Origin of the sequence: Oceanobacillus sp. FSL K6-0251 (assembly GCF_038004725.1) — a bacterium.
Taxonomy (GTDB): domain Bacteria; phylum Bacillota; class Bacilli; order Bacillales; family Amphibacillaceae; genus Oceanobacillus; species Oceanobacillus oncorhynchi.
This window is the reverse complement of record NZ_JBBORS010000001.1, coordinates 592049-604704: the sequence shown is the minus strand read 5'-3', so window position 1 is coordinate 604704 and position 12656 is coordinate 592049. Positions and strand designations below refer to the sequence as shown.

10 protein-coding genes are annotated in these 12656 nt (G+C 40.8%); 3 read left to right on the top strand and 7 right to left on the bottom strand.

Annotation, left to right across the window (positions count from 1 at the left end; translation table 11 throughout):
• Positions 1–46 precede the first annotated feature (46 nt).
• From MKY45_RS03105 to MKY45_RS03090, 4 genes are read right to left on the bottom strand one after another with little or no spacing between them, the layout of a single operon-like run.
• Positions 47–1375, bottom strand: coding sequence for an ABC transporter substrate-binding protein (locus MKY45_RS03105; protein WP_341173464.1), 1329 nt, complete (start codon positions 1373–1375; stop codon positions 47–49).
• A 38-nt stretch (positions 1376–1413) separates the two neighbouring features.
• Entirely contained in the window at positions 1414–2229 is an 816-nt protein-coding gene (locus MKY45_RS03100) for a carbohydrate ABC transporter permease (RefSeq protein WP_042531606.1), read from the bottom strand.
• Positions 2226–3155 (bottom strand): carbohydrate ABC transporter permease, encoded by a 930-nt coding sequence (locus MKY45_RS03095; protein WP_341173463.1) that lies wholly within the window; start codon positions 3153–3155, stop codon positions 2226–2228. The genes MKY45_RS03100 and MKY45_RS03095 overlap by 4 nt, the downstream gene beginning before the upstream one ends.
• Before the next feature lie 5 nt (positions 3156–3160).
• Positions 3161–4276: an ABC transporter ATP-binding protein gene (locus MKY45_RS03090; protein ID WP_341172474.1), complete on the bottom strand. Its 1116-nt coding sequence runs from the start codon at positions 4274–4276 to the stop codon at positions 3161–3163.
• A gap of 377 nt (positions 4277–4653) precedes the next feature.
• Between MKY45_RS03090 and MKY45_RS03085 the strand changes: the two genes are divergently transcribed.
• The 3 genes from MKY45_RS03085 (at position 4654) to MKY45_RS03075 (ending at position 6716) form a co-directional block, all read left to right on the top strand.
• Complete coding sequence (locus MKY45_RS03085; protein WP_212929435.1) at positions 4654–5127, top strand: DUF1307 domain-containing protein; 474 nt, start codon at positions 4654–4656, stop codon at positions 5125–5127.
• Between the two features lie 110 nt (positions 5128–5237).
• Positions 5238–5714, top strand: coding sequence for a DUF1307 domain-containing protein (locus MKY45_RS03080; RefSeq protein ID WP_341172473.1), 477 nt, complete (start codon positions 5238–5240; stop codon positions 5712–5714).
• A gap of 540 nt (positions 5715–6254) precedes the next feature.
• On the top strand, positions 6255–6716 hold the full coding sequence (locus MKY45_RS03075) for a DUF1307 domain-containing protein (protein ID WP_332093909.1): 462 nt from the start codon (positions 6255–6257) through the stop codon (positions 6714–6716).
• Positions 6717–6768: 52 nt separating this feature from the next.
• Here MKY45_RS03075 and MKY45_RS03070 read toward each other — a convergent pair whose 3' ends face one another.
• The 3 genes from MKY45_RS03070 to glgA all read right to left on the bottom strand — a co-directional run bounded on the left by MKY45_RS03070 (position 6769) and on the right by glgA (position 12654).
• Entirely contained in the window at positions 6769–8598 is a 1830-nt protein-coding gene (locus tag MKY45_RS03070) for a glycoside hydrolase family 13 protein (protein ID WP_042531593.1), read from the bottom strand.
• A 4-nt stretch (positions 8599–8602) separates the two neighbouring features.
• Positions 8603–11023, bottom strand: coding sequence for a glycogen/starch/alpha-glucan phosphorylase (locus MKY45_RS03065; RefSeq protein WP_341172472.1), 2421 nt, complete (start codon positions 11021–11023; stop codon positions 8603–8605).
• Positions 11024–11223: 200 nt separating this feature from the next.
• Positions 11224–12654 (bottom strand): glycogen synthase GlgA, encoded by a 1431-nt coding sequence (gene glgA / locus MKY45_RS03060; protein WP_193062782.1) that lies wholly within the window; start codon positions 12652–12654, stop codon positions 11224–11226.
• Between the last annotated feature and the right edge of the window lie 2 nt (positions 12655–12656).

The following is a 12656-nucleotide window of genomic DNA, read 5'->3' as shown; positions in this document are numbered from 1 at the left end:
CCTCCGCTAAATAAATCCCTTTCCTTACATCTTGCTTTCCAATCCCTTACTCTCCGCGTGCTTTATTCGCTGTTTCAATGGCGGCATTCAATTGTTCGATTGCTGTCTGATACGTGGTATCTACATCTCCGCCATTAAATACGCTCTCCAATGCCGTTTCAATAATCTTACGTTCTTCCGGTATCATATCCATGACAGCCCCCTGTGTCGCATAAGAAGGGTTGGTTGCTTGCAGCTGTTCCACCGTCACCTTTAATTGCGGGTTTTCTTCATGCATTTCTACAGCCAGATCCTCTTCGTAGGCTGCCGGATTAATGGCAAAATAGCCTGTATCTGTATGCCACTGTGCCTGAATTTCAGGCGATTGCAGATACTTCATAAAATCCCAAGCTGCTTTTTGCTCCGCTTCCTCCTTGCCCTCACTCATCCAAAGACTTGCTCCGCCGATAACCACACCTTCCCGTTCCACATTTTCCGGATGCGGTAAAAACGCGACGCCTACCTCAAATGGTGCATTATCAATTAAATCACGGGAGTTGGCAGAGGATTGCAGGAACATCGATACATCTTCCGCTAAGAATCCAGCCAGCATATTATCGCCATTGGTGCCATAGTTTGCAAATGTTCCATCTGCATTCATCCGCTCTACCCACTCAAAGATTGATTTTCCTTGCTCTTCGGTAAAGCCGATTTCTGTTGCTACTCCTGAACGTCCATTATCTTCATTCAATAATAATGCTCCTTGGTTTGCCAATAATTGCTCAAATAACCAGCCATACGCCTGAAGCGCAAAACCTTTCATTTCAGGGTTAGACTCGACAATCGCTTTACTAGCTGCTTCCACCTCTTCAAATGTCTGCGGCGGATTTTCCGGGTCTAAACCAGCTTCCTCAAAAGCATCTTTATTATAGAACATCACCGGCGTCGAAGAGTTAAATGGCATCGAGTAGAATTGATCGTCTATTTTATAATAGTTGACGATATTCTCTTCTAAATGCCCCATATCATAGCCGTCCTCATCAATAAACTTTTGAATCGGCTCAATATGACCGCTGTTTACCATCGACATCGTGCCTATCTCAAATACTTGAATCATCGTCGGCGCACTATCTGTCCCTGCTACACTATGAAACTTCGTTAATGCCTCATCATAGGTTCCCTGAAACTCGGCCCGGACCTCTACCTCATCCTGCGATTCATTATAAGATGCGACAATTTTGTCCAACGCTTCTTGTGAAGCACCTCCCATGGCATGCCAAAAGGTGACGATTTGCTTACCATCTTCTGTCTCTGTTGCTTCACTGGAGCCTTCTGCATCATTAGAACTGCAGGCAGCCATAAAAATAGTCATACTCAAAACGACGAATAACAACATTTTCTTCAAAAAAATCGACTCCTTTTTCACATTTATTTTTATTTTAATGCTCCCTCTGTTAAACCACGCTGCAGCTTCTTCTGTCCTAAAAATAATAGAATCAATGTTGGAATAATGACAATGACCGCTCCCGCCATAATCACTCCCCAATCGTTCATCTGCTCTTGTGATTGCAATTGCCGCAGACCAATCTGTACGGTTCTGACATTGTCATTGGTTGTAGCTAGCAGCGGCCACAGATACATATTCCAGGACGTTAAAAAGCCATACACGCCTAAGGTGATCAGGCTTGTTTTCGCTACCGGCAGAACCACTTTCAAATAAAACTTCACATCTCCCATACCGGCAATCTGACTTGCTTCGCGCAGCTCCTTAGGAATTTGTTTGAAATTCTGCCGTAACAAGAACGTTCCAAAAGCCATCGCAAAGAATGGAATCGTCAGTCCGGTATATTGATCAATCCAGCCAAGGTCGCGAATCGTATGGAAGTTCGGAATAATCGAAGCTTCAAATGGCACCATCATTGTTGCGATAAAAAGATAAAACAAGAAATCCCGGCCTTTAAATTCTAAAAAAACAAAGGCGTACGCTGCTAAGCTGGCTAAAATCAGCTGGCCAATCATGATGGCAATCGAAACTAAAAAGCTGTTGATGACATAATGCAGCAGCGGAAATTGTTCAAATGCCCGACGATAGTTATCGAGTGAAAAAGCAGAAGGCAAGCTTCCCGTCATAATATCCTGATTTGTCATAAAGCTCATGACAACAGCCATCATCGTCGGTGTGAAAACAAGAAATGCTGCAGCAATCAATAAAAGATAGGTTACGATTTTTCGTCCGAAAGGAATTCTCATTGATAATGAACCTTCCTTTCTCCCAACTTAAATTGGATGATTGTCATTAATAGGATGATAATAAACAAGATGATTGCCTGCGCACTCGCCGAGCCAAATTGATAGTTAGTAAAGGCTTCCCGGTAAATCGAGTAGACCATTAAATTGGTTGCATTTTGCGGACCGCCCTGCGTTAAAATATCCACCTGCCCAAACGTTTGAAAGGCATTGATAATTGTTACCGTCACAACAAAGAACAGGGTTGGTGACAGCATGGGAATCGTAATCCTTCTTAATTTATAAAAATACCCTGCACCATCCACATCCGCACTTTCATAAAGATATTTATCAATCGATTGTAATCCGCCCAGCAATATCAAAAAGGTAAAACCGATATTCATCCATATGGTTGTCACAGCTACCGCAATCAGTGCCCAGGAAGGGTCTGTCAGCCAGCCAACCTTCTCCAATCCAAAGGTGTCCATGATAATATTTAAAAAGCCGATTGTCGGATGAAATAAGTACAGCCAGAATACAGATGCCGCGGCTACGGAGATTCCCATGGTAGAGGAAAATATCGTCCGAAAGAAGCCAATCCCTTTTAATTTTTCATTTGCAATAATAGCTAGAAATAAACTGATAACAATGGTCAGCGGCACTGTATAAAAAACAAATAGAAACGTCGATTTGATGCTTTGCTGAAAAATAGTTGATTGAAATAATGTCACAAAGTTATCCCATCCTACAAATACCGTTGTGGCCCCGCTCGCATCGGTAAGGAAAAAGCTTAAATAAATCGTCCGGAGCAGCGGATAGAATAAAAATACAGAAAAAAGAACAATGGATGGCAATAGAAATAGGATACCCTTGATAAATTGCTTGTAGCGCTGTTTCCGCTTCGTCCGCACAAATAAAGCTTGGTCCTCTTGTGTAATGACCGCAGTCATATTCGTCATATCGCCTGAACCTCCCCATGCCCGCTGAAGGAAGCTGGACGAATTAATGCTTCCGTCTGTGCATCAAAGAAACTCAGGTGCTCTGTCGATATATACACCTCCAGCTGGTTACCTGCTGTGATATCCCATTGCCCTGGCCATTTTGCTGTCCATAATTCGCCGCCGACATCCAAAGCGAGCGATGTCTCATTCCCTAACTGCTCTACATGAATCACTTCTAAAGAATGCGTTGCTTCCTGATGGATTGCCGGCTGGATATGCTCCGGTCTTATTCCTGCGATGATGTTTTTATGTACCTGAAACGCCTCCTGCAGCCTGGCATCTGCTGAAAAGGACAGTGTCTTGTTCACAAGAAAATTCGAGACATCCTTTATTTCCGTTTTTCCCATATTCATTTTGGGAGAACCGATAAAAGAAGCGACAAATAAATTGGCCGGCTCATTATATAATGTAATTGGTTTACCTACCTGTTGGATTTCTCCATCATTTAAGACCATAATCCGGTCTCCCATCGTCATCGCTTCGACCTGATCATGTGTTACATAAATCAAGGTTAAGCCTAATTGCTTCTGCAGCCTTCTAATTTCCACACGCATCTGCGCACGCAATTTAGCGTCTAAATTAGATAGCGGCTCATCCATTAAACAAAGCGGCGCTTCACTGACAACCGACCTGGCCAAAGCAACTCGCTGTCGCTGTCCTCCTGAAAGCTGACGCGGCTTCCTGTCTAAAAGCTCCGATAATCCCATCATTTCTGCTGTTTCCTTCAGCCTTTTCTGCTGTTCCGCTTTAGAAACCTTTTTCGCCTTCAAACCAAACAGGATATTTTGTTCGACCGATAAATGCGGATATAAAGCATAATTTTGAAAAACCATCGAAAGATTTCTGTCTTTCGACTGCAGGTGATTGACTACTTTTTCATTCATTTTCAATACGCCGTCTGTAATATCCTCCAGTCCGGCAATCATCCGCAGCAAGGTACTTTTCCCAGATCCGGAGGGTCCTACCAATACAAAGAATTCCCCCTTCTCGATTGTTAAGTTGATTTGCTCTAATATGTTATTTCCCGCATGATACGACTTCGTGATATCTTTTAACTCGATATAACTCATTCTTTTCCTCCCTTCATTCAAGTACATTAAAACATATCTTTTTCATGAAATCGGGAAATTTACCAAACCAATACCAATACTTCATTTTTCATTAAAGGAACTTACAATAGCTTAATAAAACGAACCTCCTTTGACGGAAGTTTCACTGAAAATAGTTCATGATAAAGTAAAGCTTATCCCAGGCTCTAAACCGCTAAATCCAGTAATATCCAAAACAAACCAAATTTCATAATGAACATCCAAAAAAAGCAAATAAAACCTACTTCAAGCGCAGGATAATAGTCTAATTCTTTATTTTTTATCCAATTTGCTTTGACTTTGACTGTTTAATTCGGTACGCTAATTTTACAAATAAATAGATTGGGGCAAATTTCATAATGAAAAAAAGAATTTTTAGAATTACCGGATTATTATTTTTATTCATTGCTATAGCTGGACTAATGGCTTGCGGGAAGGAAGAAACAGTAACACTTCAAGGGGAACAAATGGGAATGACAATGGAAGTAACCATGGATGCAAAAGATGATGAAATGACAAAACAAACGGTTAAAGCTAACATTCCTTATTCTATGGTAGGTGCCGCTTCACAGGAAGAAGCAGAATCGATGGATGAGCTTTTCCGTTCAGAATTTGAACCATTTGAGGATATCGATGGCATCGAATTTGATTTGGATTATGGTGAAGAAGAATTAACTCAAACAATTTCTGTTGATTTAACTGTTGCCGATATTGAAGAAATTAACAGTATTCCTGGCGCTAGTTTCCCAGACACTGGAGATGATGAGTATATTAGTCTGGAAGAAACAGTGAGCGATTTTGAAGAGCAAGGATTTGAAGTAGTAGAAGAATAGTTTGAGAGTAAAACCGTACCCGTGCGGAGGTACGGTTTTCGTTTGACTTTAATCGTTTAATTCGGTACGATGGCAACTGTATTAAAAAATGGATAGGAGCAATGACACAGATGAAAAAGAAAACTTTCAGAATTACTGGACTATTAGTTTTATTGATTGCTATTTTTGGATTGGCAGCATGCGGATCTAACGAAACGGTAACGCTTCAAGGAGAAGAAATGGGGCAGCAGCAGGAAATTACATTAGAGGCAAAGGGCGATGAAGTTCAATCCATGGCAGCTGAAATGACCATACCATATGCCTTAATCGGAGTCGAGTCAAAGGAAGAAGCAGAGTCTATGGATGAGATGCTTCAATCCGAATTTGAGGATGCAAATGAAGCAGATGGTGTAGAGGTTGAACTTACTTATGAAGAAGAAGAAATTGTGGTAGCCATCAATATCGATCTGACAACAGCTGGCCCAGAAGAACTGAACACGCTAGGCTTCGGTATCGATGAAGATGCTTTTGATGAGGAAGATTTAAGCTTAGAAAAAATGGTCAGCGAATTGGAAGATAACGGTTTAGAAGTAGCAGAAGAAGAATAGGAAGAAAGTAAAGCCGTATCTGAGCGCAGATACGGCTTTATTTTTATCTTTCCACTATTTTTACTAGTCTATTATTCACGAATTTCGATTTTGACTTTCCTATTCTAATTCGATACGATTAGCTTAATTACTCAACTTTCGCACCTAAGAATAAGCAAATATATCTTATATTCCAAGATGAACATGTTCTTCATTACCATGCTTGCATTTTGGTGAGGTGTTTTCCATGTACAGAATATCCTACTAGCGGAGGAAAAACACGGAGACTCCTATGGGAAAGCGCAATGTTCTTCGGTGGGGCGAGTAATCGTAGTCCCAGTGGGAAGACCCCGCAGAAAAAAGCGAACTTCTTTTTTTGAGGAGGCTGAGCGCAAGCCCATGGAAAGCGTAGTGTTTTTCCGCAGCGGTGCTTTACACTTCACCTTCTGTTCTTTGTCAAGGGTGTTATCGAAGGAACGATTGACTCCTGTTTCTATAGAGATAAAGTTACTTTTAATGTGCGAAAGTTGAGTTAATTACATAAGAATAGGAGAAACAAAGATGATACAGAATAATAACTTTAAAATGACCGGTTTTTTCGTCTTGTTGATTTCCTTTCTCACCTTGGCTGCCTGCAGCTCCGAACAGGAAACCGTAACATATAAATTAGAGGAAGACAATAATTCGATCGAAACAACCTTTGTAGCTGATGATGGAGAAATCATTGAACAATCCAGTCAGAGCATCACCTCTTATGATAGTATCGGAGGCATTGAATCAAAAGAGGATGCAGAGGCGCTTCTTGTCCCTTCTGCTGAACCATTACAAGGGATTGAGGGGCTGGAATATAGCCTCGCTTTTGAAGAAGATCATTTCACTGAAACAATTACCATTGATTTCGCCGTGGTAGATATTTCAGAGCTGCCGGGGCTTGATGAACTGCTAGAAAATGAAGAAGGGAATTTAAATTTGGATGATGCGGTAGAAACCTTGGAAGAACAAGGCTTTGAAAAGGTAGATTAATAACTTTAAAAGCAGGCTGTATCGAGACAGCCTGCTTTTATTAAATACACAACTATATTTTTCCTGTTACAAAGAAATCACTTTTTCCGTCTATCGTGACATCCTTCAAAATACCCTTTATCACTTCCTCGGTTAATGGTACTTTCCGCAAGAAATGAAGCTTATCAGCATGACAGGTCTTTTCTTCATCATGCGGATTAATCATATAAATGGTATATTCCTCATCTGTAAAACGAAGCATTCCTAACATATCATCGGTATGAAAAAGAACAAAATCACCGTATTTTAACGTACTGTTTTGTTTTCTTTCCGTAATCCACCTTTGACAATGCTTGAAAATATCCTGGTCGATATCCTCCCATGGGAAGAATTTACGGTTATCGGGGTCCTGTTCTCCTGTCACACCAGCTTCATCCCCATAATAAATACAAGGAATTCCCGGAGCAATCAATAAAAAGCTCAGCGCAAGCTTCAGCCTTGCCTTATCCTCTCCAAGAAATGTATAGATTCGTTTCGTATCATGTGTCCCGATATTATTTAAATTATTAAAAAGAATATCTTTGGGATAATTTTCGTGAAGCTGCGTTAATCGCTGACAGAGCTCTTTTGGCGTTTTTTCTAATTGCAGCAAATCTAAGACCGTGTTTCGGAACGGATAGTTCATTACACCATGCAAATGATTTCCCAGGATATATTGCCTGCGTTCGTCATAAGAAATCTTATTTGATGCGTCCTCCCAAACCTCGCCAATCAGCACTTTTTCTGGATATTGTTCCAGCTTATGACGGATGCCGGCAATAAATTCATCCGGGAGCTCATCAGCTACATCTAAACGCCATCCATCTACACCCAGTTTGCTCCATTTATCAATTACACTGCCGTCATCCTGATAAATATAATCTTGAAATTCTTTATTAAACTTATCCACTTCCGGCAGGTCATCAATCCCCCACCACGACGCATACTTATTCGGATAGTCAGTGAATGTAAACCAGGGATAATACGGACTCTCTTGATTTCGGCAGGCTCCCTCATCCTCTCCATACGTACCATCATAGTTGAAATAAATGCTATTTCTTCCTACATGGCTGAATACGCCGTCCAAAATGACATGAATGCCTTCCGCATGCAACTTTTCTATGATTTCTTTAAATAGCTTCTCATCACCGAGCATTGGATCGATTTTCATATAATCTGCCGTATCATAACGGTGATTACTTGCTGCTTGGAAAATGGGATTCAGATATATGGCATTGATTCCTAAATCCTTCAGGTAAGGTATCTTTTGCCGGATTCCTTCTAAATTCCCGCCGTAAAAATCCCAACGGAGAATCTCTCCTTTTTGACCGCGCACATACAGCGGTGTATCACGCGTATCCCCATATAGGAAACTATTCCGCTTTGGCGCATTTACTTGCCCGTCTGGATTGCCATTATAAAAGCGGTCAGGAAAAATCTGATAAAAAACAGCCTCCCGATACCAATCCGGTGTATTTTCTTCTTTTTCAAAGCAGGTCAGCTGGTAAGGAATCACCTCATGCAGATTATGATATAGTTTCCCTTCCCCTTTTACAGATGACGCACCCCAAAAAGCAGACATTTCCTCCCCTTTATCATCCTTCCACTTCACAGCAAAATAGTAAAAATAGAGACCCTTTCCTTCATGAGGCGCATAGCTATAAGAGAAACGATTATCGCCTATACCCTTCATTAAATAAGCTTTTTCATCATGCGCCCCATTTTCTTTTCGAACCATAAATTGTACTTCGCTTCTATGACTTTCATGGACATCCACTTGAAAGGTAATCTTTTCGTTCGGCTGTACCGCTCCAAATGGTTTTTTATAATCGCTTATCCATGAATTATAATAAACATGTGGCATAATACTATCCTTTCTCAGTAACAAATGAATCTTTTGACTCGATTTTCCAAATATCCTCTGCATAACGGCTGACCGTCTCATCAGAGGAGAATCTGCCGGCATTCGCAATATTGATGAGGCTCATTTTCTGCCAGAAGGTTTGATCTCCATAAGCTTTATCAATTTCTTCCTGCGCTTCTACATAAGAATCAAAGTCGCGCAGCAGGAAGTACTCATCATTATATTTTATGAGGGAATCAAAAATTTCACGTCCTTCATAAACAATGTTTGGAATCGTACCATCAATAAATGCATTTAATACACGGCGGATAACGGCATTTTCATCATATAGCCTTTGGGCGGAGTACTCCTGATTCTCATAATATTCATAAACCTCTTTCTCGGTGAGACCGAAGATATAAATATTATCATCGCCGACTGCATCTCTGATTTCAACATTAGCGCCATCCAGCGTCGCAAGTGTAATCGCACCATTCAGCATCAGCTTCATATTACTCGTACCCGAAGCTTCCTTTGATGCAAGGGAAATCTGCTCACTGACGTCTGCTGCGGGGATAATTTTCTCTGCTAGGCTGACATTGTAATTTGGCAGGAAAACAATTTTAATCCGGTCTTTGATATCCGGGTCATTATTAATTAGATTCGCTGTTTCATTAATACATTTAATAATTACTTTGGCATAATGATAGCTTGGCGCTGCCTTTGCCCCGAAAATAAACACACGCTTTTGCATTTCTAAGCTTGGATTTTCTTTTAAATCCTGATACAGCTTAATAATATGCAATAGATTTAACAGCTGACGTTTATAGGCATGCAGTCTTTTAATCTGCACATCAAAAATGGCATCTGCGGAAACCTCAATATCTGTTGTTTCCAAAATATAATCAGCTAATTTTTGTTTATTTATTTTCTTTGCTTCTGCCAGTTTCTCTAAAACGGCCTGATCCGATTGATAGTTCCTCAGTAATTTCAAATCGCCAGAATCCTGTCTCCATGTCTTTCCAATCGTTTCATCTAACACGTTTGACATCGGTTCATTCACAATTTGTGACCATCTGCGCTGTGCAATTCCATTCGTCTTATTATTAAACCGGTCGGGATAAATAATATAGAAATCATGCAGAACAACTGATTTGAGCAAATCAGAATGCAATTTGGCCACACCATTTGTACTATGGCTGCCAATAATAGATAAGTGCGCCATATGTACCTGCCCGTTACGGATAATCCGCGTACGTTCTACTAAATCATGCGGGTGCAGCTCCTGCATCGTCTGCACATAACGTGCATCGATTTCTTCCATAATTTGATACATCCGCGGCAATGTGCGCTGCATTAAATCAATGGACCATTTCTCTAATGCTTCCGCCATAATGGTATGGTTCGTATAACTCATTACTTTTACAGTAATATCCCAGGCCTGTTCCCAGGACAATTCTTCTTCATCAATCAAAATCCGCATCATCTCCGGCACGCATAAAGCAGGATGTGTATCATTGATATGGATAGAAACATATTCGCTGAGCTTGGAAATCGGTTTTTGAAACCACTTTTTATAATGACGGATAATACTTTGGATGCCTGCTGACACAAAGAAATATTCCTGTGTTAAACGGATTAAGCGTCCCTGCTCATTGGAATCATCCGGATAAAGAACAGCTGTTAAATCCTCCAATTCTCTGCGTCCCTGAATACTTTGGTATTTATCCTCTTCCGAATCAGGAATCTCTACTGCCCAGAGCCGTAGTGTGTTGACAACATTATTTTCATAGCCTACCATCCCGGTATCGTAAGGGACGGCCCGGAGAACTCTTTCATTCTCATACACCGGCTTTAATTTCCCATCGTTTGTCTCTGCTAAATAAACATGCCCGCCGACACGGACATCTACCGCTTTACTTTCTCTGCGAACTTCCCAGATATTCCCGCTCTGCAGCCACTCATCCGGAAGCTCTACCTGGTATCCATCTACGAAGCGTTGTTTAAAAAGCCCATAGTCATACCGGATGCCATTTCCGTTACCTGGAAATCCGCCAGATGCGATCGAATCCATAAAACAGGAAGCCAATCGTCCAAGGCCACCGTTTCCTAATGCCATATCCTTTTCCACTTCTGCCAGATCATCTAAATGAATACCAAAATCCGTTAAAGCCTCTCTTGCAGTGTCCAATATTCCCAGATTCAATAAATTACTTTTCAGCATTCTGCCAGGTAAAAATTCAATGGAAAAATAATAAACCTGTTTTTTATTTTTATCCACATAATACTTCCATGTATCTCTCCATGCATCCGAATAACGTGCTTTTACCAGCGCTCCTAATGTATAGAAAATCTCTTGCTCGCTTGCGTCCTCCAATTCCATTGCATAATTCTCTCTCAGTCTCTGTTTCAATTCTTCTTTGAAAATTTCCTTATCTAAAGCCATGTATTAAGCTCCTTCTCTGCATTATCTAAGTTTAGCTTAAAGTTCTTCTTCCCTGAAAATGTAATTACACACTACATTTTAGGGAAGAAGCTGCTCATCTCACTTAAACCGATGCGTTTATGTTTTGGGCCTATAAGAAGGTGTTCAAAAAACTCAATAACATGCATTATTTCTTGAGCTCTTTGAACACACACCGCTTCCTATAAAATTTCTTTATAAAGCAAATAGTACTGCTCACTGGACGTCTCCCAGCTGAAGTCCTGTACCATTGCAGACTGAATCAGGCTGTCCCATACATCCTTCTCTTCCTGATAGACATGGATTGCTTTTTTCAATGCTTCCATCATGTAGTATGGTGTAAATAAGGAGAAGCCAAACCCTGTCCCTGTTTTTTCAATCGGATTATATGGTTCTACCGTATCTTTCAATCCGCCTATTTCATGAACCACCGGCAACGTGCCATACCGCATGGAAATCAGCTGTGATAATCCACATGGCTCGAATTTTGAAGGCATCAGGAAGATATCCGCGCCGGCATAAATCTTTTGAGCCAGTGTTACATCGAATGTAATGTTCACTGCGCACTTATTTGGATACCATTCAGAAATCAGCTGGAATGGATGCTCTAAGGCTGGATCTCCGGTCCCTAACAGAACAAACTGGACATCATATTGTAATAGATTCTCCAGCTCTTCCAAAACAAGATGAAAACCCTTCTGATGTGTCAGACGGCTGACCACCGCAATGACCGGAACATCCTTCTTCACAGGAAGTCCCATTCGTTCCTGTAATTCTTGCTTACACTCTTTTTTGCCTGATAAGTCAGCGGAAGAATAGGTAGACTTGAGCGCCAGATCTGTTTCCGGATTATTTATCTCATAGTCTATCCCGTTCACAATACCTGACAGCTTTCCCTGCTCCTGTCTGAGAATGCCTTCTAAGCCATTGCCAAATTCAGCAGTCTGGATTTCTCTTGCATAAGAATGGCTGACCGTATTTACTCTGTCTGCATATACAATACCCGACTTCAGAAAATTAATGTCATCTTTGAAGCGAATGGTACCATCATGATATTTTCTGTCGCCGACTCCGAATAAATCAGACAGCACTTCCGGGTGATACCGACCTTGAAACTCAATATTATGAATGGTCAGCACGGTTCGAATGTTTTGATATGCTTCAATCCAATGATATTTTTCTTTTAAGAGAAATGGTACCATTGCTGTATGAAAATCATGTACATGAAGGATATCCGGAATATAATCAACTGCCTCCATCATTTCAATCAGAGCCATCTGAAAGAAAGCAAAGCGTTCCCCATCATCATAAAAACCATATAAATCATCGCGGTCAAAATAGTAGAGATTATCGATAAAATAATAGGTGACATGATCCATTTTTAAACGTTCGATTCCACAAAATTGACTTCTCCAGCCGACGTCTATCGAGAAGGACGTCACATGCTCTAAGTTCTCTCTATATGCAGCCGGCATTTTTTTGTGAAGCGGCAGTACAACTGCCACTTCCACATCTTTTTTTGCTAATTCTTTCGGGAGTGCACCAATAACGTCTCCGAGTCCGCCTGTTTTGAAAAACGGTGCACACTCTGCACTAGCAAATAATAATTTCATAT